This is a genomic window from Microtetraspora sp. NBRC 16547, assembly GCF_030268965.1.
Classification (GTDB): domain Bacteria; phylum Actinomycetota; class Actinomycetes; order Streptosporangiales; family Streptosporangiaceae; genus Microtetraspora.
The window spans coordinates 230,095-252,518 of record NZ_BSSE01000008.1 but is presented as its reverse complement, the minus strand read 5'-3'; the positions used below and the strand labels follow the sequence as shown (position 1 = coordinate 252,518).

23 protein-coding genes and 1 tRNA gene are annotated in these 22,424 nt (G+C 68.2%); 14 read left to right on the top strand and 10 right to left on the bottom strand.

Annotated features, from left to right (window positions below; translation table 11 throughout):
- Window positions 1-278 (top strand): IS200/IS605 family transposase (gene tnpA / locus QSK17_RS14750; protein WP_285705269.1); only part of this gene is annotated, 278 nt, incomplete at its 5' end.
- A 224-nt stretch (window positions 279-502) separates the two neighbouring features.
- Here tnpA and QSK17_RS14745 read toward each other — a convergent pair.
- A complete protein-coding gene (locus QSK17_RS14745; protein WP_285705268.1) occupies window positions 503-1,576 on the bottom strand; it encodes an aminotransferase-like domain-containing protein in 1,074 nt (357 codons plus the stop codon).
- Window positions 1,577-1,599: 23 nt separating this feature from the next.
- Between QSK17_RS14745 and QSK17_RS14740 the strand changes: the two genes are divergently transcribed.
- The 3 genes from QSK17_RS14740 (at window position 1,600) to QSK17_RS14730 (ending at window position 4,500) form a co-directional block, all read left to right on the top strand.
- Window positions 1,600-2,376 (top strand): crotonase/enoyl-CoA hydratase family protein, encoded by a 777-nt coding sequence (locus QSK17_RS14740; protein ID WP_285705267.1) that lies wholly within the window; start codon window positions 1,600-1,602, stop codon window positions 2,374-2,376.
- Between the two features lie 248 nt (window positions 2,377-2,624).
- Window positions 2,625-3,176 (top strand): TetR/AcrR family transcriptional regulator, encoded by a 552-nt coding sequence (locus QSK17_RS14735; RefSeq protein WP_285705266.1) that lies wholly within the window; start codon window positions 2,625-2,627, stop codon window positions 3,174-3,176.
- Window positions 3,169-4,500 carry a glycosyltransferase gene (locus QSK17_RS14730; protein ID WP_285705265.1) on the top strand — a complete coding sequence of 444 codons (1,332 nt, stop codon included), beginning with the start codon at window positions 3,169-3,171 and terminating at the stop codon, window positions 4,498-4,500. The genes QSK17_RS14735 and QSK17_RS14730 overlap by 8 nt, the downstream gene beginning before the upstream one ends.
- A 274-nt stretch (window positions 4,501-4,774) precedes the next feature.
- Here QSK17_RS14730 and QSK17_RS14725 read toward each other — a convergent pair whose 3' ends face one another.
- The 5 genes from QSK17_RS14725 to QSK17_RS14705 form a co-directional block, all read right to left on the bottom strand.
- Entirely contained in the window at window positions 4,775-6,178 is a 1,404-nt protein-coding gene (locus tag QSK17_RS14725) for a M48 family metalloprotease (RefSeq protein ID WP_285705264.1), read from the bottom strand.
- 172 nt (window positions 6,179-6,350) lie between these two features.
- Window positions 6,351-7,070, bottom strand: a complete 720-nt coding sequence (locus QSK17_RS14720) for a carbonic anhydrase (RefSeq protein ID WP_285705262.1) — start codon at window positions 7,068-7,070, stop codon at window positions 6,351-6,353.
- Window positions 7,071-7,327: 257 nt separating this feature from the next.
- Entirely contained in the window at window positions 7,328-8,833 is a 1,506-nt protein-coding gene (locus QSK17_RS14715; protein ID WP_285705261.1) for a dolichyl-phosphate-mannose--protein mannosyltransferase, read from the bottom strand.
- A gap of 108 nt (window positions 8,834-8,941) precedes the next feature.
- Entirely contained in the window at window positions 8,942-9,910 is a 969-nt protein-coding gene (locus QSK17_RS14710) for an RNA polymerase sigma-70 factor (protein ID WP_285705260.1), read from the bottom strand.
- Window positions 9,911-10,089: 179 nt separating this feature from the next.
- Window positions 10,090-10,563: a carboxymuconolactone decarboxylase family protein gene (locus tag QSK17_RS14705; protein WP_285705259.1), complete on the bottom strand. Its 474-nt coding sequence runs from the start codon at window positions 10,561-10,563 to the stop codon at window positions 10,090-10,092.
- Window positions 10,564-10,672: 109 nt separating this feature from the next.
- Here QSK17_RS14705 and QSK17_RS14700 point away from each other — a divergent pair, with 109 nt between their 5' ends.
- From QSK17_RS14700 to QSK17_RS14665, 8 genes are all read left to right on the top strand, one after another.
- On the top strand, window positions 10,673-10,915 hold the full coding sequence (locus QSK17_RS14700; protein WP_285705258.1) for a hypothetical protein: 243 nt from the start codon (window positions 10,673-10,675) through the stop codon (window positions 10,913-10,915).
- 597 nt (window positions 10,916-11,512) lie between these two features.
- Window positions 11,513-12,190 (top strand): hypothetical protein, encoded by a 678-nt coding sequence (locus tag QSK17_RS14695; protein ID WP_285705257.1) that lies wholly within the window; start codon window positions 11,513-11,515, stop codon window positions 12,188-12,190.
- Window positions 12,191-12,194: 4 nt separating this feature from the next.
- A complete protein-coding gene (locus QSK17_RS14690) occupies window positions 12,195-12,701 on the top strand; it encodes a hypothetical protein (RefSeq protein WP_285705256.1) in 507 nt (168 codons plus the stop codon).
- Window positions 12,698-13,192: a hypothetical protein gene (locus QSK17_RS14685; RefSeq protein ID WP_285705255.1), complete on the top strand. Its 495-nt coding sequence runs from the start codon at window positions 12,698-12,700 to the stop codon at window positions 13,190-13,192. The genes QSK17_RS14690 and QSK17_RS14685 overlap by 4 nt, the downstream gene beginning before the upstream one ends.
- A gap of 6 nt (window positions 13,193-13,198) precedes the next feature.
- Window positions 13,199-13,357 (top strand): hypothetical protein, encoded by a 159-nt coding sequence (locus QSK17_RS14680; RefSeq protein ID WP_285705254.1) that lies wholly within the window; start codon window positions 13,199-13,201, stop codon window positions 13,355-13,357.
- A gap of 72 nt (window positions 13,358-13,429) precedes the next feature.
- Entirely contained in the window at window positions 13,430-13,912 is a 483-nt protein-coding gene (locus QSK17_RS14675) for a hypothetical protein (protein WP_285705253.1), read from the top strand.
- A complete protein-coding gene (locus QSK17_RS14670) occupies window positions 13,913-14,443 on the top strand; it encodes a MauE/DoxX family redox-associated membrane protein (RefSeq protein ID WP_285705252.1) in 531 nt (176 codons plus the stop codon). It begins immediately after the preceding gene.
- A 36-nt stretch (window positions 14,444-14,479) separates the two neighbouring features.
- Window positions 14,480-14,992: a hypothetical protein gene (locus tag QSK17_RS14665; protein ID WP_285705251.1), complete on the top strand. Its 513-nt coding sequence runs from the start codon at window positions 14,480-14,482 to the stop codon at window positions 14,990-14,992.
- Here QSK17_RS14665 and selB read toward each other — a convergent pair.
- From selB to QSK17_RS14645, 4 genes are all read right to left on the bottom strand, one after another.
- A complete protein-coding gene (gene selB, locus QSK17_RS14660; RefSeq protein WP_285705250.1) occupies window positions 14,989-16,734 on the bottom strand; it encodes a selenocysteine-specific translation elongation factor in 1,746 nt (581 codons plus the stop codon). The genes QSK17_RS14665 and selB overlap by 4 nt on opposite strands.
- Window positions 16,725-17,987, bottom strand: coding sequence for an L-seryl-tRNA(Sec) selenium transferase (gene selA / locus QSK17_RS14655; RefSeq protein ID WP_285705249.1), 1,263 nt, complete (start codon window positions 17,985-17,987; stop codon window positions 16,725-16,727). Before selA ends, selB begins: the two co-directional genes overlap by 10 nt.
- Before the next feature lie 45 nt (window positions 17,988-18,032).
- Window positions 18,033-18,126 (bottom strand) — tRNA-Sec (locus tag QSK17_RS14650).
- Window positions 18,127-18,308: 182 nt separating this feature from the next.
- Window positions 18,309-19,670 (bottom strand): NAD-dependent succinate-semialdehyde dehydrogenase, encoded by a 1,362-nt coding sequence (locus QSK17_RS14645; RefSeq protein ID WP_285705248.1) that lies wholly within the window; start codon window positions 19,668-19,670, stop codon window positions 18,309-18,311.
- Window positions 19,671-20,239: 569 nt separating this feature from the next.
- On the opposite strand from QSK17_RS14645, the gene QSK17_RS14640 reads away from it, so the two are divergent.
- Together QSK17_RS14640 and QSK17_RS14635 are read left to right on the top strand one after the other, a co-directional pair.
- The gene (locus QSK17_RS14640) at window positions 20,240-20,764 is read left to right on the top strand and encodes a DUF2716 domain-containing protein (RefSeq protein WP_285705247.1); all 525 of its coding nucleotides are present in this window, start codon (window positions 20,240-20,242) and stop codon (window positions 20,762-20,764) included.
- Between the two features lie 133 nt (window positions 20,765-20,897).
- Entirely contained in the window at window positions 20,898-22,196 is a 1,299-nt protein-coding gene (locus tag QSK17_RS14635; protein WP_285705246.1) for an acetyl-CoA hydrolase/transferase family protein, read from the top strand.
- Window positions 22,197-22,424 lie beyond the last annotated feature (228 nt).

Here is a 22,424-nt window from a genome sequence, read left to right as displayed (position 1 = left end):
TGTGCGCCGACTTCGAGGTCGAGCTGCGTGAGTTCAACGGCGAACATGACCACGTCCACCTACTGATCCACTACCCGCCGAAGGTCGCCCTGTCCAAACTGGTCAACAGTCTCAAGGGCGTTTCGGCGCGGCTCCTGCGCAAGGAGTATGCCGAACATGTCGGCAAGTATCTGTGGGGTGGACACTTCTGGTCGGGGTCCTATTTCGCCGGATCAGTCGGCGGCGCACCGCTCACGGCAGTCAAGCAGTACATCGAGCAGCAGCAACGCCCACTGTGACCTGTGGGTGAAGGCGCGCTCGCGCCCTAGCGGGCACTCCCGCGCGGGCCTTCACCCCTGGCCTGAAGGCCGGACCACTGGCCCGCATTTCGGTAGACCCTTCCGGGTGGACGAGAACTGGATCAGGCCTCTACCTCAGCCACCGGCAGGCGGCGACGATGGGCACGACCTTGGCAATTATCCCGGAGCCGGAGCGGCCGCCCAGGGCGCGAATCTCGCAAGCGTCATGGAGGGATCGCCTCGATCGCGCGCCGCAGGCGCTGCAACACGGGCCCGAGGTCGCCCAGTGATGGCGTGCCCAGCGCGAGCCGGAGCGCACGGGGGCGATAGGGGCCGGTGGCGAACGCATCGGCGGTGGACACGAGGATCCCTTCCTCCGCGAGCACGGCCGCGACGTGGTCGGGACGTTGGTGCGGCTCCAGACCGAGCCAGACGATGTAGGACGTCGGGTGCGCCGTGACATCCATGCCAGTGAGCGCGGCCCGTGCGATCTCCTGCCGGGTGGCGGCGTCCTCGCGGCGTGCCTTCTCCAACCGCGCGACCATGCCATCGGCGATCCACCCGGTGGCAAGCGCGGTGATGAGACCTGGCACCCCCCAGCTCGCCGCGCGCAGGCTTCTGGTGACGGATTCGGCGTGCTGGTCGGGCACCACGGCGAAGCCGAACCGGAGTCCGGTCGCCACACTCTTGGACAGGCCGGCGACGTAGCAGGTGCGTTCAGGCGCCAAAGCCTGAAGTGGAGGGGGCCGTGAGGCGTCGAGGAACGCGTGCGTGCCGTCCTCGATGATCACACAGTCGTGGGCGCGGGCAATGGCGACGAGGCGGGCGCGCTGCTCCCGGTCGAGCACCCAGCCGAGCGGGTTGTGCACGGTAGGCATCGCGTAGATCGCGCGGACGGGCCGCGTGCGACACAGCCGGCCGAGCGCGACGAGGTCCGGACCTGTCGCCGTCAGGGGGACCGAAGCGAGGTCGAGACCGTGCGCTGAGGCGAGGAGCTTGATGCCGGGGTAACTGAGCGCGTCGACGGCCAGGACATCGCCGGGCCGGGTGAGCGCGCGCAGCACGGTGTCGAGCGCCTGCTGGGTCCCGCCCGTCAACAGGACGTTCGCCGGCGTGCTGTCGATTCCGCGGTCGAGCAGGTAGGTGGCCACGACCGCGCGGTCGTGGCGGCGCCCGCCCGGCGGGTGCTGGCGGAGCAGCGACTCGACCTCGCCCGATGTAGAGAGCATCCTCAAGGCCAGGCGCAGCTGGTCGGCCTGCCCCTGGGCCAGTGGCTGGTTGAACGAAAGGTCGGCCACGCCCAACGAACGGAGCCCCGGGCATGACCGTATGCATCGACCAGAACGACCACCTTGTCACGATCACCATCGATCGGGAACAGAAGCTCAACGCGCTCGACTACCCGACGATCGACGCGCTGCTCGCCGCGTTCGACCGCATCGATTCCGACGACTCGGTCCGCGCGGTCATCTTGACCGGCGCCGGCCGCAGGGCGTTCAGTGCGGGCGCGGACATCCCGTCTCTCGCGGGGAGCATCGCGGGCGGGGCTGAGCGTGCCCTGCGCGAGATCGTCCGGCGTGGTCACGGGCTGACCCGGCGGATCGAGGAGTTCCCGAAGCCGGTGATCGTCGCGGTCAACGGTCTCGCCTACGGCGGCGGTTGCGAGATCACCGAGGCCGCCCCGCTCGCGATCGCCGCCGAGCACGCGACGTTCGCCAAGCCCGAGATCACCCTCGGCTTCCCTCCGCCGTTCGGCGGCTCCCAGCGGCTGCCCCGACACGTCGGCCGCAAGCGCGGCCTCGAGATGATTCTGACCGGCGACCCGATCCCCGCCACACGGGCCGCCGAGATCGGCTTGGTCAACGCCGTCGTACCAGCCGACGAACTCCTCGACGCCGCACGGGACCTGGCCGCCCGGATCGTCAGGCATGCGCCGACGGCCGTGGCGGCCTGCCTGCGCTCGGTCACCCGAGGTATCAACCTGCCGATCGACGAGGGGCTGGCCGTCGAGGCGGCCTGCTTTGCCGCCACCGTGCCCACTGAAGGAGTGCGGAACGGTCTGCGTCGGTTCCTCGACCGCTCCGCCGCATCCGGCTGATCCGGCCCTGAACGCACCCAAGGTGCACTACGTTCGACCAACCTTGAATGTGAGCGGCTCCACCGCTGACCCTCGACACCTCTCGGATGGTGGATCCGACACCGCGCGCGTACGCCTCTGTCCGCACATATCCCGCGACTGGCCTTCTGGTCCACTTTCGTTTGACTGGCCTAGCAATTGAATATAGATATGACTCCATGGAAAGTAAGGCCAGGCGCCCGTACCGTATGGGTGCCCGCGCCGCGGCTGTGGAGACCACACGCGCGCGCATCCTCGAAGCTGCGGTCGCGCTATGGATGCAGCGGTGGTACGACGACGTCACGCTGCAGCACATCGCAGACGAGGCGGGCGTGTCGGTGCAGACCATCGTCAACCACTTCGACGGCAAGGACGGGCTCGCCGATGCCGTCGCCGACTGGGTGGCGTCGCAAGCGGCGGTCACCCGTCAGGCGCCGACCGGTGATGTAGCGGCGATCGTGGCCGTGCTCTTCGCGGACTACGAGCGGCACGGCGACGCCAACGTGCTCTGGACCGCGCAGATGGACCGTGTCCCGGCGATCGCCCGGGCGGCCGCTCACGCGCGCGGCCAGCATCGGGCGTGGCTGGAACGGGTCTTCGCCGACCGCCTCCCGGCCCCGGGACCCGCCCGCGAGCATGCGCTGAACCTGCACTACGCCGCCACGGACGTCTATCTGTGGAAGCTGTGGCGGCGCGACCTCGGCCTGTCGCGTGAGGACGCCGAACGTGCCATGCGCGACCTGTTGACCTCGATCGACCCCCGAAAGAGACACGATGCGTAAGAACTTCCTGTTTGCCACCTGGTCCGGCGGCGGAGCCGTGCCGCCCGTCCTGTCGATCGCCCGCGCGCTGCACGAACGCGGCCACGGCGTCCGGGTGCTGGCTGACAGGTCACTGCACGAGGAAGTCGCCGCCAGCGGTGTGGAACCGATCGCCTGGACCACGGCGCCCCAGGGCGACGCCACCGATCCGGCCAAGGACGTCATCAAGGACTTCGAGGCCCGCACGCCGATCGGCGCGTTCGCACGGCTGAGAGATCGCATTGTCTGCGGCCCCGCGGCCGACTACGCCCGGGACACGCTGGCCGAGTTGCGTGCCCGCCCGGCCGACGTGCTGGTTGCTGAGCACATGCTGCTCGGCGCGCTCACCGGCGGCGAGGCCGCCGGGATCCCCGTGGCCTCGCTGGCGACGACCCTTTATCCGTTCCCCACTCCGGGGGCACCACCGCCCGGTCCGGGCCTCGCCCCCGCCTCGGGCGTGCTGGGGCGCCTGCGCGATCGGGTGCTGACACAGCTGATCCCCAAACCGTGGGGGAAGGGACTGCCGGCGCTGAACGCCGCCCGCGCCGCGCACGGCCTATCGCCGGTGGACTCGGTGATCGACGCGTTCGGTCGCGTCGACCGGCTGCTCGTGCTGTCCCCGCGTGCGCTGGACTACCCCAGCAGGCGCTTCCCCGCCTACGTGCGGCACGTCGGCCCACGGCTCGATGACCCGGCCTGGGCCGGGGAACTGGAGCTGCCGGAAGGTGACGCACCGCTGGTTCTGGCCAGCCTGAGCTCATCGTTCATGAACCAGCGCACGCAACTCGAGCGCATCGCCGAAGCCCTCGGCACGCTGCCGGTGCGCGGGCTGCTGACCACCGGCCCGGCCGTGGACCCGGCGACGGTCCGCGCGCCCGGCAACGTCCTGGTCACCGCAGCCGCTCCGCACAGCACCGCGCTGCGCCACGCCGCAGTGACGATCACGCACGCCGGCCACGGGACGGCCGTCAAGTCCCTGGCCGCCGGGGTCCCCCTGGTCTGCGTGCCGCTCGGGCGCGACCAGGTCGAGGTGGCACGGCATGTCGAACTCGCCGGCGCCGGGATCACTGTGAGCAAGAACGCCTCACCCCGCACGATCGCCCGGGCGGTCGACCGTGTCCTCCACGAGCCCTCCTACCAGCGCGAAGCGCAGCGACTGGCGGCCGAGATCGCCGCCGAAACGGCCACCGACCGAGCGGTCGCCGAACTCGAGGCCCTCGTCGAGCGGACGACCGGCAGGAACGAGGGCACTCCTGGGCACGACACGGCCGAACCATCCGGACCTGCACGGACGTTGTCGAACTGAGCTCACAGACCGGCAACCGTATTCCGCCAGGCTCCATTCAACGCACCTGAGCTGCGGATCACAGATGGCGGCTGGCGGCAACTCGGCTCGTGGCAGAACGACATGCTGGCACCGCGATCGAGATCGCGCGCAATCCGACACGAGGGCGAGGGTTGTTGCGGCTTGCCAGCGCGTTGGGGTGTTCCTCGCCCAGGGACAGGCCCGTCGCCAGCCGGTCGGGCACCCGGGCTGCGGAGGTCGCGCGAGGCGAGCGGCGAGCGATGGAGGGCGATCTCTACGATCTCCGCGACAGGTCCGGGCTTTCTCCGCCAAGCGGTAGCCAATCCGGCACCGGTCCGCCGCCCGCCACTTGTTCAGCGAGCGCCACAACGTCCACACGCCGGCCATCATCCGAGACCAGTAGGCGCTGCCTCAGGGGATGCTCGTATCGGTAACCGCCAGACCGAAGCGCGTGGTGGAGGAGCGGGAACAGCACGCAGACTTCCGGCGTGGAATGTGTGCACAACCAGTCGCGGTGATCCCAGGTGATCTCTCCTACCCGGCCGGTGACCACTATGTCGAGAACGTCGCGAGGGGTCACCGTGGCCTTGTTGAGAACGCGTGCCAAGGCCTCCGACACATCAGCGAGTTGCTGCTCGAACACAGCATCCCAAATCGTGTCAGGCAAGGTGGCGAAGGCTACCGACTTGACGTACTGCGCGGGAAACTCCTCGCGCAGATAGGCTCGCGCCAGCCGAGCTTCGATCTCCTTAGGCAGTCCGGTCGGCAATACGCCGACCACGACCGGGAGGACCTCTCCCTGCTCTCCTCCGATCACAGTGACCCTGGCCTTCATGCCGAAGGGCCGCTCATCTTCGAGGAGATGGCGGATGAATCTGCCATGCAGATCATCGTGGTGTACTTTCCAGCGCCAGCCCACATACAGATCGGATGGATACCAGCGCAGGCCCGCCATCGGCCAGGCATAGCGGACGGCGAACCACGTGAACGAGTAGGAGATCAGCCCACCTCGCCAGAGCGCCGCGGTGGTGACGCGTTCGCCCGCGATGCGTACCGCAGCCGCGTCCGCCTCCTTGATCGCGGCCATCGCCAGCATCTCGACCTCTACGGGCAGGCCACCTCCGCGCGGCACCTCCTCGTGCAAGAACGAAAGGGCTGCGTTCACAAGACAGGATCGGCGCAGCTTGAGGAGGGTGAGCTCATACGCGATCACTGCCCTGAGTTCGTCGGAGCTCATTTCGGTGAGGTACGGCAAGCCCAGCCACAGCTCGCTCCTCCACGGCAGTGGGCGTACAGCCACTGAGTCTGGGTGTGCCCACACCGAGATCCGCCGCGGCCGCCGCACCGCCAGCGCGTCGGCGACGTCGTGGACCAGGTCGTACAGCTCAGCATGATCTTCGGCGGTGAGGTGATGCAGATGCTGATCCGGTTGAGACGCGCTGAGTACTACGGCGACCGTCCCCGCGATCAGCGCGATCGGCCCGAGCAGGAACGCGTTGAAGCCGACATGCAGGACGGCGTGGTCGAGAATGGCTGCGATCGCCACCGCCGCCGCGCCCGCCAATATCGGCCCGGTGACCCGTCGTAGCGATGCCGGAACCAGCAAACCCGGCCTACGAGACACGACCCCGCGTAACACCCGAATCTTGGATGAACCTTCCGGAAGGGTGCCGATCACGCCAGTAGGCTACTGCGACAGAGTCCGCAGGGACACTGGAACAACCGTCCGCCACAGCACGGTAGTAGGTCGAGATCGCCGCCTGCGGCACCTCGCAGATCGGCTCGGGTCCGACCCGGCGGCCTACGGCGAGCACCCTCCTTTCGCCGGGCGAGGCTCTATTCCCGCCGGGTCAGACGAGGCGGGTGACTGTGCCGGTGTCGATCGAGTAGTACGCGCCGATGACTTTGAGCTCGCCCTTGGCGATGCGAGGAGTGAAGAGCTTGTCCTTCTTGAGCTGGTTCACCACGTCGACGGTGTTGATGCGGATCATCTTGTCGACGTCGCCGCCCGAACGCGTGTAGGCCGAACGCAGGGCGGAAGCGATCGTGCTCAGCTCGCCAGGCAGCTTCTTGTGCTCGTGCAGCGATTCTGCGGCGGCCGTGACTGCCCCGCAGCGCTGATGGCCGAGCACGACGACGAGCGGGGTGCCGACTTCGGCTGGGCCGTACTCGGCGGCACCTGTCACCAGCGGGTCAATGGTCTGCGCGGCGGTCCGCACCACGAACAGGTCGCCCAGCCCGGCGTCGAAGACCAACTCGGGGGAGACTCGCGAGTCGATGCACGAGAATACGACCGCGAACGGGTTCTGCTTCTGCGCCACCTCCCTGCGGCGATCGGCGTCCTGGTGCGGGTGGGTGGCGGTGCCGTCCACCCAGCGGCGGTTACCCTCGCGCAGGGTCGCCCACGCCTGGTCCGGGGTGGCGGGACCCTGGTCCGGCACGGTCCCGTTCGACGGCTGAGCGGTGCGGGCGAATACGGCGGTGCCCGCGGATGCCGCACCGGTCAGGAGGCCTCCGGCGACGATGCCGGCGCGCAGGAAGGCCCGCCGGTTGATCATGTGACTTGGCATGGAACAGGAGTACGCGCTGCTGTCATGCCGACGCGCCAGAAGACGTAACGCTCAGCACACCTGACGTTACATATAGTCATGTATGCCACGATACACCCGTTTCGGCTGGCGAGGGTGGGGGCGATGTCGGTGCCCACCTGGTAGTGGTCCGACTGCCGGACGCGGACTCGCTCGCGCGTGGGCGATCACCCCGGAGCCGACGCCCCCGCCGGAGGCATCGAAGACCTCCGCCTTCGTCTTCTCGGCGAAAGTCCTCTTTAGATCCAGCCATTCTTGAAAAGCATTCGGTCGTACCAGTCCTGGTAGGGGATCACCTCGGCACCGATGACGGGATAGAGCCACCAGAAGTTGACCAGCGCGAGCAGTGCGAAGGCGCCGACAGCTATAGATCCGATCAGCCGCCGCCTATCTGGTACAGCGGGCCCGAGTATGAGGCCGCAGGCGAGCACGATCGCGAGGATCATGAACGGCAGCATCGGCAGCGCGTAGAACAGGTACATCGTTCGGTTGTCGGCGATCGCGTAGTAGAACCACGGCAGCCAGCCCGCGGCGTACGCGAGGAGCACCGCGCCGGCCCGCCAGTCACGGGTCGCCACGTACCACGCGATCATGCCGATCATGGCGGCGAGGCCGGCGAACCAGATCACCGGGGTTCCGGTGCCGAGCACGGCCCATGAGCAGCTGTCCGCGCCGCAGGTCTTGGGCGACTCGTAGAAGAACGCCACAGGACGCAGCAGCAGCGGCCAGCTCCACGGCTCGGACTGGTAGGGGTGCTCCTCCTCCAACCCGGTGTGGAAGCTCAGCACCTGAAGCTGGTAGCTCAGCCACGAACGGAGCGAGTCGAAGACGAAGAAGACCGGGCCGCTCGAGGTGGCCTGCTCCCACTTCCGGCCGTACCCCTTGTCGGTGGCGAACCAGCCCGCGAACGAGGAGACGTACACGATGGCCGGTACCAGGGCCGTCCACGCCGCGGCCAACGGCATGTCCAGCCGGAGGGTCTCGCGGTACGGCCGGCGCAGCCCCACGGCGCGCCGCGCGCCCGCGTCCCACAGCAGCGACATGACCGCGAAGGCGGCGATGAACAGGATCGCGGTCCACTTCGTGGCGAGGCCCGCGCCCAGGCACAGCCCGGCCGCCAGCCGCCACGGCCGCCAGCCGAGCCGTGGGCCGACGTCGAGTGAGGTGGCCGACGCGTGCCACTCGGCCAGCGTCTGCCGCGTCCGGTCCCGGTCCACCACCAGGCAGGCGAACCCGGCCAGGACCCAGAACATCAGGAAGATGTCCAGCAGCGCCGTACGGGACAGCACGAAGTGCAGCGCGTCCAGCGACAGCAGGAACCCGGCCAGACAGCCGAGCAGGGTCGATCGGGTCATCCTGCGGGCCAGCCGGGCCAGGATGAAGATCGACAGCGCTCCGACCAGTGCGGCGGCGAATCGCCAGCCGAACGGGTTCATCCCGAAGATCATCTCGCCGACGCCGATCAGCCACTTCCCCAGCGGCGGATGCACCACGTATCCGGCGCATTTGGACACCTGATCGCAGTGCTTGAAGACGTCGGTATTGCCGGCGACCAGCAGATCGTTGGCTTTGTCGACGAACGCGCGCTCGACACCGTACTTGATCGTCGAGAAGGCATCCTTGGCATACCACGTCTCGTCGAAAACGATCGCCTTGGGCGTGCCGAGGCGGTAGAAACGCAGGAAGGCACCGAACAGCGCCACGATCAGCGGGCCGAGCCAGCCCCACAGTTCGCTACCGGGCATCGGCGGTATCATCCGGTCCCGCACGGACAGCCGCGTGGCGGCGTCCTGGTCCCCACGGGTATGTTCACCCGCCTTGTGGGAGAAGTCGGTCACGGCCATCCGGGCAGACTAGTGTCGTGGCCCTTCCACGACCAGATCTTCGGGTCGATTAGTGGCATCCAAGTCTTTGCGTGCCTGCCTTACTTCGCGGTCGATTGCCCATGCGTCCGCAACTGGGCCCACGTGCCCGAGCTTGTCGGGGTTGATCACCGAGCGGATCGTCTGGATCTGCCCGTCGAGTACATCAAGCACCAGGGTGTGGAGCACCTTGCCGTCCCGGTCGCGGAAGATCGCGCCCGGCTGGCCGTTGATCTCGTGCGGCTCGAACGTCACGTCGATCCGGGCCATCTGGAGGAAGATGGAGGCAAGCAGCCGGGCCACGTTCTTGGCGCCGATGACAGCCCTGGCCAGCTGCGGGGCCTTGCCGCCACCGTCGCCGACCATCGATACGTCGGCGGCGAGCAGTTCCTGCAGGCTGGCGACGTCGCCTTCGCGGAGGGCGCCGAAGAACCGCGACGCCAGTTCCTCCCGCTCTTTGCGGACCGCTTCGAAGCGCGGCCGCCCGGCCTCCATATGCCGCCGCGCGCGCACCAGCAGCTGCCGGCACGCCGCCTCCGACCGCCCCACCGCCGCGGCGACCTCGTCGAACCCGAAGCCGAACACCTCCCGCAGCACAAACACCGCCCGCTCCAGCGGGCTGAGCCGCTCCAGCAGCAGCAGCGCCGCCATCGACACCGAGTCGGCCAGCTCCACCGACCGCGCCGGATCCTGATACGGATCGCTCAGCAGCGGCTCGGGAAACCACGGGCCCACGTACTCCTCCCGCCGCACCCGTGCGGAGCGCAGCACATCGATCGAGATCCGCGTCACCGTGGCCGACAGAAGAGCCTTGGTCGACGTGGGCTGGGTCGCCGATCCGTCAAAGCGCAGCCATGTCTCCTGCACCGCGTCCTCGGCCTCACTCACACTGCCCAGAATCCGATAGGCGATCGAAAACAGCAGCGGCCGCAGCTCCTCGAACTCTTCGACCTTGCTCACGCGGGATCCCCTCCCCTTGAAGCCCTCCGGCCGTACTCGCTGGCGCAGGCATCTTCTGTTAAAGATCCGGGCCACCGATCTTCTGTTAAACATCCGGGCCACCGGCAGGCCAGAGTAACGCCCCCGAGCCCGGAGGCCCGGAGCCCGTAGCCGGACCCCGAGCCAGTTGCTGATGCCGTTCAGTGGAACTGCCCGGGCTCGTAGTCGCCGGCCGGCTGCTGGGTGATGATGTTCAGCCGGTTCGCGGTGTTCATGAAGGAGATCAGGATCACCAGGGCGGTGAGCTGCTCCTCGTCGTAGTGCTTGGCGGCGTACGCCCACACCTCGTCGCTGACCCCACCGGCCGCATCCGCGACCCGGGTCCCCTCCTCCGCCAGTTCCAGCGCGGCACGCTCGGCCTCGGTGAAGACCGTGGCCTCCCGCCACGCCGCGACGAGGTTCAGCCGGACCGAGGTCTCGCCGGCAGCGGCGGCCTCTTTGGTGTGCATGTCGATGCAGACTGCGCAGCCGTTGATCTGACTCACGCGAAGCGCCACCAGCTCCTGCGTGGCGGTCGGCAGCGGCGAGTCCTTGAGCGCCTTGCCCGCCGCCATGAAGTACTTGAGTACCTTGCTGGCGGTCGGGTCGGCGAAGTAGTTCAGTCGCGCGTCCATGGTGTGCTCCTCTGTGGTCGTCGGTGGCTACACCCCCTGAGACGAGGTAGCCCGGCCCCCTGTGACATGGATGGAGGTGCCCCTGGCTGGAAAGCCTCCGGGAGGCTGCGTGAACCCGACCTACAACGTGAAGTTCTGGGAGATTCGCGCGAACAAGACCCACCAGGGGCCGGGGAAGCCCAAGCGGGTCGTCGCGCACACCGTGCGCTGGACGGTGGACACTCGTGAGAAGTCCTCGACGTTCCGCACGAAGGGCCTGGCCGAGACCGTCGGATTAGAAGATCAACTGGGCGGCTGTCCGCTGCTATTGTTCTGGGTTTCCGGCTGCCGTTCGGTAATGCTTCGTCCCTGATCCGTCCGATTCCGGTGACGAGTCGTGCCGACGTTTATGATCTTGTCGCAAACCGCTCGGCCCCGCCGAATCGCCCGCTCCTCATCGATGACCAACCCCGGATCCATCGCCTTTAATACAGCCAGATACGCGGCCCGGTCCAGTGCGTACATCTTTGACAACGGCGCCCGGGCGGCTCCGGTACGAGTCGGCCACACCCTCGCCGCATCAGACGGGGTCTCTGTTCAGTAAGGCTCCGAGGCCCCTTCGTCATAACCCATCTCGATGTAGCCCGTCGTGAGAAAGACGTCAGTAACAACCAAGGCGGCCATCAGGACACTTCCAGTCGCCATTACCAATCCCACGACTAGACCCAGGCACCTACTGAAACTTCGCGGTGGTTTAGCGAACGACTGTAAAGGAATTTGGGACACACAGTATGCAGCCCGATCCATAGACTTGACAAGATCTTGACTGCCTGTAGATCGCGTGAGATATTCCGTTTGATCTTGATGGAGTTCGGCGCAGGCGCCGGGCACACCTACACCTCCCTGCCAGTTCAAAGCCCATCCGGACTACTCGGTGTGCCCCTCCCCCCTCCTTGTGAAAGGCAACCCCATGCAAGTGCGTGCACCCAACGGACAACGTCTAACGGTCGACGGAAACTCTCAGCCCTTCATCGGCGGCTGGGCCTACCTCATCTGGGCACACGGCCCCACCGGTGGCATCCGGTTCCAGGTCGTTCCGGCAGGGTCCAACGAACTCCTCCCGAAGCAGATGGGCGACTGGTCCCGCTACACCGTGCGTGAGGCCCAGTGGAACGGCGGCCGGATGGTGTCGCTCGAGGACCCGGAGATCGGGACCAACATGGTGTGGGTGGGACCGCACCACGAGATTGCCACCTTCTTCACCGGCACGGGCGTCCCGTTCGAAGCCTTCATGGACATCCTGGCCAAGTTCGACATCCAGGACACACCGGAAGGGCTGACCATGCTGCCCCGGGCGGGAGCGGGCCTGACGCTCGGCAACCTGCTGGCGGTCAACACCATCGACCAGGTCTGCAATGTCCAGGTCAAGCCGATCGCGGAAGCCTTGGAGGCGATCCCGCCCTCCACGGGCAAGAAGGTGCCTGGCGGCTCGATGTGGCGCGTCGACGAGCGCGACGCGACCGGCATCGTCCAGACCCGCTCAGCCTTCATGGTCAATGACAGCACCGCGACGACCGTGGTCGCCGCCCGCCCGGACGACGCGCGCTTCATCAATGTCGTGGAGTCCATCTCGTGCAGGCTGAGCTAGACCGATGAGGGCATTCCTGGACTCGCTGGCGGTTCTGTCCTTCCTGGGGACGGTGCTGCTCCTCTTCGCCTTCGCCGCGATGCTGAACATGGTCCGTGAGCTGCAGGGCAAGCTGCTGCGCGCGCAGGCGGCCGCGCCGGCGGCGCCGGTCGTCAGGTCGGTGGACAGGTTCGGCTCCGACGATGGTTTGCCGACCTTCGTCCTGGTCGTGTCGGAGCACTGCTCCAACTGCCGGGATCGTGCCCACCGCCTTGCCGCCGTGGCCGGGCCAGGCCTGTCCGGACACGCCGTGCTGCTGGCACCCGCCGACCGTTGCGCCGAGTGGGTGGCGGACAGCCAGGTCCTCCCCGTCATCGACGCCACCCTTGTCGGCACGGTCGCCGTCGGCGCGACCCCGACGCTGGTCAAGTACTCCGCCAACGGGACGGAGGAATGGCGCAGGGTCGTCGGTTCCGATGACGACCTCGACGCCTTTCTCGCCGTCGACTCCTCAGAGAGGTTAAGCGCATGACAGTCGATGTCGACCGCTACTGGGCCGAGGTGCCCTCCGTGGAAGACGAGCCGGACAGCGGCAGGCGTCGCAGCCTGACGTGGTCGATGCCCTCCCGCAGAACCATCTTCAAGACCGCAGGCGTGCTGGGCGGCGCCCTGGCCCTGAACGTGCTGTCCGCCCTGCCGGGCAGGAACAACAGCGCCCAGGCAGTGGTAGGGGATGAGTACACCCACTGCGCCGGTTACAACAACTGGAGCGGTTACAACAACGACACCAAGATCTGCGTGGGTGGCACCTACTCCAAGAGCTACTGCGGCGGCGACGGCTGGTTCTTGCGCTCCTCCGGCACCTGCTGGAACAGCTACGCCATCAAGGCGTGCGGAGACGGCTACACTGCCCGGAACGCCTGGCGTTGGACGTTCAGCGGCACCCCTTACCGCTGCGCCGACGGAAACATCGCTAGCTGCGGCGGTACGTCCTTCTACATCTGCGCCTGGCCCCGCCCGTGAGCACTGATGAGTAACAGCTTCGCCGCCACCAGGGTCGCGCTCGGCATCGCGCTGAGCACGGCCCTGGTGATGGCCGCCCACCAGTTCTGGACTCCGTCGTTCACCCTGCTCGCCTGGACGCTGATGGGGGTGACAGCCGGGTTCTCGCTGTCCGGCTCCGTTTGAAGCCTCAACTCAGCGGACCTGCTGACCTCGTCGGTCTGGCGAGGCAAGTTACCCGTTTTCACCATCGGACTCATGATCGGCGCGCTGCTGGCCGGCCTCCTCACGGGGACGCTCGGCGGGCTGGCCTCGATCATCCCGGAAGCAGTGCGGCTATGGGCGCTCGCCCCGATCATCGCCGTCATCATGCTCTTCGAGCTGGCCGGACGGCCGCTGTCGCTGCCGCAGAACCGCCGGCTCGTGCCGCAGGACGTCATCCCTCGCTCCGACTTCTCCGGGCCGCTGCAGTTCGGCTTCGAGATGGGCACGGGTGTGCGTACCTTCACCCCGACCGCGCTACCTCAGCTGCTCGTCCTGGTTGTCGTGCTGGCCGGAGGACTCGGACCGGGCCTGCTGGCCGGGCTGGGCTTCGGCGTGGGCAGGGCGCTCATGCCGCTCACTCGCGCACTCAGCGGCGACCCGCACCAGTGGGACACGAAGCTGCTGGCCTCGACTGCCTGGGTGGGACGCCTGTGTGCCATCGGGTTCCTGCTGTCGCTCGCGCTCCTATGGACATAGATGACAATCTTCGACACTCTGCCTGCCTGCTTCGCCCTGGCGGGCGCCGTGCTGCTGGTGGTTGCCGCGGTGCGCCGCGGCAGCCTGACGGAGGTGATCAAAGCACACGACCTGCTTCCCGTCTTCCTGGTACGGCTCGCGCCGCTGGTCGGGCCCGCCGAGGGCCTGACCGGCGCCGCCGTACTGGCTGGTTGGCTGGCTGGAGAAGCCCGGCTGTTGCGGTTCGCCGCCGCAGCCGTGGCGCTCTGGTACCTGGCACTGGCTGCCTATCTGGCCGTACTGCTGCGGCGCAGGGGCAGGGTGCCGTGCGGATGCCTGGATGAGACCAGCCCGGCCTCGCCTGTGAAGGTCGGCCGTGCCGTACTGCTGGCACTGGCCACGGCACCGCTCGTCGCAGAATGGCCGCCCGTACCGGCTGAGATGGGTGCCCGGCTGCTCGCCTGCGGACTTGCCATCTTCGTGGCGGGCTTCCTGATCGTCGCCGACAAGGTGGCCGATCTTCAGGGAACCTCCGCGGCCCACGGGCAATAATCCATGTGACGAAGGCCGGAGAGAGGATCATCACACGTGAACCGCACGATCGTGACGCTCATCGCGCTGCTCTGCGCCGCCTGCGCCGCCTGCGGCGCAGAGCCGGTGAAGACCGACCCGCCCTCGCTCCTCCTGGAACCGGGCCAACTGAAGGACGGCCGTACGTGGACAGTCACGGGCGCCTCGCACGGGATCTGGCGAGATCTGGACGCGAGCCTGGTGCCCTGCGGGAAGCGGGTCATCGCGCCGATGGAAGCCGCGACCTCGTGGCGTTCCTTCACGGCGACGGACGGGACCACGATGACGCAGGTCGTGGTGAGCGGGGTGGACGCCATGGACGCGTTCAAGTCCTTCTATGCGGAATGCGGAACGGTCGGCAGCGTCACCTCGGTGCCCGGGCCCAAGAACGTCGCGCGCCACGACGGCGAGGTGGAGGTGGCGGCGATGTCGAAGGACAGGTTCATCGTGCTCGCCGGCACCGGCTCTGACGCGGAGCTCCAACTGTTCGCGGAGGCCGCGCGTACCCAGCTGGACGCCGTCCCGTCCTAGAGGTGCGACCCGTCCTGGGGGCGGCATATGCGCAGGTCGTTGTCGATCCGCCGGGTGATTCCCCCGGCGTCGAGGCGCTCCAGGAGGGGGAGGACGACGCGGCGGCTGGTGGCCAGGGCGACCCGCGCGTCGCTGACGGTGAAGGGCGAGGGCAACCGGGCGAGAACGTCCGCGGCCCTGTCCAGCGCGCCGGGCAGGAGGATGACGTTCTTCGCGATCGACGTCACCGCGCCCGAGCGGAGCGCCGCCGCCAGCGCCTTGCCCGTGAGGCCGAGTTCGTTCAGGCGCTCGGCGGTAGGGGCGTTGAAGGGCTGCTCGGCGAGGTCGGCGGTCAGCTCCGTGACCGCCTTGGCGATCGCTGGAGGCAGCGACCCTCCGGCGGGAAGGATCCGCCCGCCCTCGACCGCCAGCGGCGGCGCCACGAGCGCCTCGGTGAGCCGGCGATCAGACAGGGCGAGCAGCTGGGTGGCGGCGTCCACGGTGATCCCCGGGTCGAGTGCGGGCCGTCGCGAGACGTGGTCGGCGAGACGGCTGCGCAGCGACGACCAGTGCCCCGGGTCGGCGTACCAGTCGCCGACGACGGGTGAGCCCCCGGGCGGGCAGCCCATCGCCGTGAGCTCGCTGCCCCTCAGCAGGCCATGCCAGCGCAGCAGGGCCGCGGCGTCGGGGAGCCCCACCTCGCCGAGCGCGGCCGCCCTGGCGGCTGCCGCGCCCCGGCGCCGCAGCGCGGGAGGACGCACATCCAGCACTCGCAGCCCGGCGATGATCTCCCGTCTGCCGGGATCGCGGAGCAGGCCCCGGTCGCCTGTCCTGAGAGGCAGGGTACGGCTGAGGGTGAGCCTGGCGGTGTCGCCGCCGAGGAAACGGAGCCTGACGGGGACGGCGGCCGACCCGACGTGGAGCACCGCCTCTCCACGATGATGCACGCCCGCGTTCAGCCGTACGTCGATGACCCGGGTCGGCATCCAGAACTCGGGAGTCACCAGCGCCATGCCTCGGGACAGGCCGTCACGGTCGACGCCCCGGAGGTTGACGGCGACGCGGGCGGTCGCGGAGACCTTCTCCTTCTTCTCACCGAGTGTCTGGAGCCCGCGGATCCTGACCCGCCGGCCGCTCATGTCCAGCTCGTCGCCGACACGGAGCGTCCCCCTGCTCAGCGTGCCGGTGACGACGGTCCCCGCTCCCGCCACGGTGAAGACCCGGTCGATCCACAACCGGACGGCACCCTCGGTGTCCGGCTCGGGCAACGTGGCGGCGAGCCGGGCCAGGGCGGCCTCCAGCTCGGGAAGCCCCTGCCCGGTCCGCCCGCTGACGACGACGCTCTCGATCCCCGCCAGGCATGTTTTGTCGAGGTGGCCGTGGACCTGTGTCAGGGCGAGCTCAGGCTCGGCGAGATCGGCCCTGGTGACGACCGCCAGGCCATGCCGTACGCCCAGGGCGTCGAGCGCGGCCAAGTGCTCGGCCGACTGGGCCTGCCAGCCCTCGTCGGCGGCCACGACGATCATCACCGCCGGGCACGGCCCGACCCCGGCCAGCATGTTGGTGACGAAACGCTCGTGCCCGGGAACGTCGACGAACGCGATCCGTTCGCCCGAGCGCAGGGTGGTCCAGGCGAAGCCGAGGTCGATGGTCATGCCGCGGCGGCGTTCCTCGGCCCAGCGGTCAGGCTCCATTCCGGTCAGCGCCCGGATCAGCGTCGACTTGCCGTGGTCGACGTGCCCGGCCGTCGCGATCACCTGCACACGCGCTCCAACGCGGCGGCGATGACCTCGTCCTGACCGGGCTCGACCGCGCGCAGGTCGAGCACCAGGCGCCCTCCTGTGACCCGGCCGATCACGGGAGGGTCGCAGGAGCGCAGCCGTGCGGCCAGGTCCGCGTCCACGGCGATTCCCGCGCTGGGCAGCTCCACTCCCGGCGCGCCCCCGCCGCCGACCCTGGCCACGGTCGCCACCGCCTCCGCGCGGCCGCCGAGGCGTCGCGCGAGTCGTTCCGCACGTTCCCTGAGCTCGGCGACGCTTGTGCGGAGCGAGCGGTGCACCGGCGGCAGCGAACCGCGCAGGGTCGCTTCGAGCGCGGCCAGGGTGAGCTTGTCCACCCGCAGCGCGCGGGCGAGGGGATGGCGGCGCAGCCGTTCCACGAGGTCCTCATCGCCGAGCAGGAGACCCGCCTGCGGGCCGCCGAGCAGCTTGTCGCCGCTGGCGGTGACCAGCGCCGCTCCCTGGAGCAGTGCGCCGGCCGCGTCCGGTTCGCCGGGCAGCAGGGGTTCCGGGCGGAGCAGCCCCGAGCCGATGTCGGCCACCACGGGCGGCCCGATCGTGGCCAGCTCCTGGATGGAGACCTCGGAGGTGAATCCCTCGATCCGGTAGTTGGACGGATGGACCTTGAGAATGAAGCCTGTGTCCGGGCCGCAGGCGTGCACGTAGTCGCGCAAGGCGGTGCGGTTCGTGGTGCCGACCTCGCGAAGCCGGCAACCGGCGGACTCCAGCAGCTCGGGCAGGCGGAACCCGTCGCCGATCTCCACCAGCTCGCCCCGGCTGACGAGGACCTCCTTGCCCGGCGCGAGCACCGCGACGGCGAGCACGAGCGCGGCCGCGTTGTTGTTGACCACGTGCACAGCCCCCGCCTCGGGCACCGCCTGCGCCAGCGCGGCGAGAGCCGTACGCCCACGGCGGGCGCGTCGCCCGTCGGCCAGGTCGAACTCGACGTCGGTATAGCCGGAGGCCGCGGTGACCGCCGCGACGGCGGCGGGTGAGAGCGGAGCCCGGCCCAGATTGGTGTGCACGAGCACGCCGGTGGCGTTGACCACGCTCTTGAGCCCGCCGGCGGTCGCGGGGAGGAGGGCGAGCGCGGCCTCCACCGCTTCGCCGGGGTCGGCGAAGCCCTCGCGGACCCGCTGCTGGGCGTCCGCCACCGCGGCCTTGACGAGGCTACGGCCGAGTACCTCCTGCGCGGCGGCCAGCCGAGGGTCGGCCAGCATGGCATCCGTCCGCGGCACAGACCTGCGTCGATCCACTCACGACCATCCCGAATGCACTGATCAGCGGAGGCGGACGGGAATCGAACCCGCCGCGCCGAGATGCTCGGCGCCACTGGTTTTGAAGACCAGGAGGGCCACCAGACTCCTAAACGCCTCCGAAGTGGATCATAGACCCCGGCGGTGGGCGACGCGCTCGGCTCCCCCTTCGAGTTCGGCCCGGCGGGCGCGTTCTCCACTCGGTTCCCGATGCCGGGTGCCGGGTGCCGGGGAAGAGATATGCGGGGGCGTGATGAGGCCGACGGATCCAGGATCCGTCGGCCTCATCACGCGGCGGCGCTGTCAGTCTGCGACGAAGAACATCCGCTTGTTGACGAACTCGTCCATGCCGAGGGGACCGAGCTCGCGGCCGAACCCGGAGCGCTTCACCCCGCCGAACGGAACTTCTGCGCCTTCACCGGCAGGGGTGTTCACGTTCGCCATCCCGGTCTCGAGCCGTGAGGCCATGGATGTGGCTCGATCCACGTCGGTGCTGAACACCGCGCCACCCAGTCCGTACTGCGTGTCGTTCGCGAGCTCCAGGGCCTCCTCGTCGCTGCCGACCTTGTAGACCACGGCGACCGGCCCGAACAGCTCTTCGCGATAGGCCCGCATGTCCGGGGTGATCCCTGTGAGGACAGCAGGCGAGTAGTACGCCGCCGGGCCGTCACTGAGCACACCACCGGCATGCAGCGTCGCTCCCTTGCTGACCGCGTCCTCGACCTGGGCCGCGAGCGTCTCCGCAGCCGCCCGAGATGACATCGGGGCGAATGACCCCGGCTCGATCGCGAGCGCCTTCCGGGTGAGCTCCGAGACGAAGTCATCGAAGATGTCATCCATCACGATCATGCGCTTGTTGGAGTTGCAGGCCTGGCCCATGTTGTACAGGCGGGTGCCCCACGCGGTCTCCGCCGCCTCCGCGACGTCGTCGCTGTCGAGGATCACGTAAGGGTCCGAGCCTCCCAACTCGAGCACGCACTTCTTCAGGTTCTTCCCCGCGAGCGACGCGACGATCGCACCGGCCCGCTCGGATCCGGTCAGCGAGACGCCCTGCACCCGTGGGTCGGCGATGATCGTCTCGATCTGCTCGTGGGTCGCGAACACGTTGACGTACGCGCCCTCCGGCACGCCGGCGTCCTTCATGATCTGTTCGACTGCGAGCGCCGACCGCGGCACCGACTCGGCGTGCTTGAGGATGATCGTGTTGCCCAGCATCAGGTTGGGCGCCGCGAAACGGGCGATCTGGTAGAACGGGAAGTTCCACGGCATGATCCCGAGCAGAACACCGATCGGCAGTTTCTGCACGACCGCCTTTCCGCCGGCGAACGTCTTGATCGGCTGGTCCGCAGCGAGCGTCGGGCCCTCGGTCGCGAAGTAGTCGAAGATCGCCTGGCAGAACTCGACCTCCTCCACTCCCTCCGAGACCGGCTTGCCCATCTCCTGGGCCGCGATCGCGGCGAGCTCATCCGCACGCTCGGCGAACAGTGCTCCGACCTTGCTGACGATCTCGGCACGTCGGGTGATCGGGACGTCCTTCCACGTCGTGTACGCCGCAGCGGCGGCCGTCAGCGCGGCCTCGACGTCTGCGTCGGTCGCCGGCTCGAAGGTCTCGACGACCTTGCCCGTCGCCGGGTCGGTCACCTGGTAGGAGGGACTGGTGCTCATCGTCGTTCTCCTGTCGGGAGTGGTTCAGCCGGTGCCGGTTCGGGCACCGATTGTGAGTGTCGGCGGTGCGGAGCTGTGCGCCGACGCGTCCGCCCCTCGCTCGCCTGGTCGCTCTCGGAGGAGACAACAGGGTCGAGCGCCTCGGGCCCGAAGTACGGGGCGACGGCAGCCCTGCAGGTGTTCACGGTGCGCCTCGGGTAACAGGGGTCGTCATGGCGGCCGCCGTACGGCTCGCGGCCCGGCTTCGATCATGTCGATCAGAGCCGTCTGGGGGGACCCCTGGCCGCTGAGTTCGAGCGTCGCTCCGCCGATCTCTTCGGTTCAGAGACTACCGCCGGTGCGTTCGCGTGCTTCAACCACGGTGCGAGACCTCAGAGCTTGCCGACCCGCGGGCCAGGATAGTGGCGGTCTTGGCGATGGTCTTGTTGTCGGTCGCGAAAGGCCGAATCACCACTGACCAAGCGGGTCGGCGACCTCCGCCACGCCTGTGTCTCCACATAGCTCAACCCTGACGTGTCCGCCCCTCAGGTTGCCCACTGGGCCGGCCACAGCGGTCCTATATTCCATCTGTGAGTAGCGACGGCTATGTGGAATGTGGCGTCTCTGAGTACCGCGATATCTGCAATCGCTTCGTTGAAGCGTTTGTGTTCCGGCCCAGCTATGACTGGCAAGGGTGGCCGAGTATTCGAGAGCCAAGCCCATCGGTCACGTGGGGTCTGTCCGCCATCCTTCTCGACCCGGTAGAGGACGCGCCGGAGGGTAAGAAGTTAGACCAGTTGGGAGCGGTAATACAGCGTGGTTTGGCCGCCTGCGCTCTGCCGGAAATGTGGCTCTACTCTGTGGACTGGTACCACTCGGCGGTGCGCTTCCGGCCGGACCCGGTGGGCGGCCTGGGACAACCGCGATGGCCGGGTAGTGCATTTCCAGACGGGGACTACTACGTCTACTTCTCGGAGGATTTTAGCTTTGGCACCTTCGGTCATCCGTGGGAAGGCACACTCTGCGTCTTCGGTGCCGGCCTGCTCGCGCAGGTCACCGAGGATCTGACCGCGGTCCTTGGCAATCCTCGGCGACGTGACGGGCGAGGGCTATAGAGGAGACGGGCGCGGCCGGAGCCGCTGTCGGCCGGGACCGGCCCCCAGGCCGCGTGCCCGGCCGGAGCGGTCATCACCGGCATTCGACAGCGTGTGATGCATCCAGCTAAACCTGAAGGGTAGGAGGTGCACCATGAACGCCGTTGCTCCTGCTGAGGGTTCTGGTCTCCGGCCCGGCGCCGCAAGCGATGTCCTCAAGTTCGTCGGCGCGGACTGCGACCTTATCGTCCCGGTCGCGCTCGGCGAGCCACCTACATTGCTCGACACCCTTGAGGCACACGCCGACCAGCTCGACCGGGTCCGCATCCACCGCATGGACCCGTTCGTCTCCCGGAGCTATATCAACGGCGACTTCGGCGACCACCTGCGCCATTACGACTACTTCCTGGGCCCGGGATCCCGCCAGGCATACTGGGACGGCCGGTGTGAGCTGGTGCCCAACCACTTCTCTGAGATGCCGCTGCTGCTGCGCATGCTCAATCCCTCCCTGATCCTGGCCGCCGCGGCCGGGCCGGGCAAGCACGGCTACTTCAGCCTGGGCACCAACGCCGACTACGTCTCCGCGTTCATCGGACAGGTCCCCTTCTTCCTCGAAGTCATGGACGCGCAGCCCTACACATACGGCCAGAACCAGATCCACATCAGCCAGACCGCCGGCTGGATCCGCACCGACGCCCAGCTCCCCGCAGGTAAGCCGCGCCGCGCCCCGAGACCGCAGGACGAGGCGATCGCCGGCCACATCGCCGAGATGATCCCCAATGGCGCGTGCCTGCAAGTCGGCGTCGGCTCCATCCCCGACGCCCTACTCAGGGCCCTGGGCGACCACAAAGACCTGGGCATCCACACCGAATGCTTCTCCGACGGGCTCATGGAACTCGCCAACAAGGGCGTCGCCACCGGCACGGCGAAGCAGCAGCACCGCAACAAGCACGTGACCACCTTCTGCGTCGGCAGCCCGGACCTGATGCGCTGGCTGGACCACAACCCGGCCGTGGAAATGATGCCGGTGGAGTGGACCAACGACCCGCGCGTGGTCGCCAAAGAGCCGAACTTCATGTCCATCAACGCCACCACCGAAGTCGACCTGATGGGCCAGGCCGCCAGCGAGACCATCGCGGGGCGCTACTGGTCCTCCTCCGGAGGCCAGGCCGACTTCGCCCACGGCGCGATGTACTCGCCCGGCGGTAAGGCATTCCTCGTCCTGCACTCCGCCACCAGCGAAGGACACAGCAAGATCCGCACCACTCTTACCCCCGGCAGCGTCGTGACCACCCTGAAGAACGCCACCGACCACGTGGTGACCGAATACGGCGTCGCGAGGCTGCGCGGAGCCAGCCTTGACGAGCGCGCCCGACGCCTGATCGCCATCGCCCACCCGGACCACCGCGACGAACTGACCTTCAACGCCCGCAAAGCCGGACTGCTGCACTAGGGCGCGTATTCAGTTGCGATCAAGAGATGATCCGGGTGAGGTCTTTGACCCAGATCATCGCGGCGCGAAGGTTCGGTTGGGTTGCAGCCGTGTGAAACCGTCCGGTTCCGGCACGATGGCATCTCGAAGCTGAGGAGATGTCCCGCCCAGACTTGCCGCGCTTTCATGTACGTCGGGTACGAAGGCTGCCAGATAATCGGCGACGATGGACGACTGTGCCGGACGCGG

Coding starts and splice junctions, on each gene's coding strand:
- QSK17_RS14740 (WP_285705267.1), top strand. CDS start 1,600: ATGACCGTATGCATCGACCAGAACGACCACCTTGTCACGATCACCATC.
- QSK17_RS14730 (WP_285705265.1), top strand. CDS start 3,169: ATGCGTAAGAACTTCCTGTTTGCCACCTGGTCCGGCGGCGGAGCCGTG.
- QSK17_RS14720 (WP_285705262.1), bottom strand. CDS start 7,070: ATGCCAAGTCACATGATCAACCGGCGGGCCTTCCTGCGCGCCGGCATC.
- QSK17_RS14715 (WP_285705261.1), bottom strand. CDS start 8,833: ATGCCCGGTAGCGAACTGTGGGGCTGGCTCGGCCCGCTGATCGTGGCG.
- QSK17_RS14705 (WP_285705259.1), bottom strand. CDS start 10,563: ATGGACGCGCGACTGAACTACTTCGCCGACCCGACCGCCAGCAAGGTA.
- QSK17_RS14695 (WP_285705257.1), top strand. CDS start 11,513: ATGCAAGTGCGTGCACCCAACGGACAACGTCTAACGGTCGACGGAAAC.
- QSK17_RS14690 (WP_285705256.1), top strand. CDS start 12,195: ATGAGGGCATTCCTGGACTCGCTGGCGGTTCTGTCCTTCCTGGGGACG.
- QSK17_RS14685 (WP_285705255.1), top strand. CDS start 12,698: ATGACAGTCGATGTCGACCGCTACTGGGCCGAGGTGCCCTCCGTGGAA.
- QSK17_RS14680 (WP_285705254.1), top strand. CDS start 13,199: ATGAGTAACAGCTTCGCCGCCACCAGGGTCGCGCTCGGCATCGCGCTG.
- QSK17_RS14675 (WP_285705253.1), top strand. CDS start 13,430: ATGATCGGCGCGCTGCTGGCCGGCCTCCTCACGGGGACGCTCGGCGGG.
- QSK17_RS14670 (WP_285705252.1), top strand. CDS start 13,913: ATGACAATCTTCGACACTCTGCCTGCCTGCTTCGCCCTGGCGGGCGCC.
- QSK17_RS14645 (WP_285705248.1), bottom strand. CDS start 19,670: ATGAGCACCAGTCCCTCCTACCAGGTGACCGACCCGGCGACGGGCAAG.
- QSK17_RS14635 (WP_285705246.1), top strand. CDS start 20,898: ATGAACGCCGTTGCTCCTGCTGAGGGTTCTGGTCTCCGGCCCGGCGCC.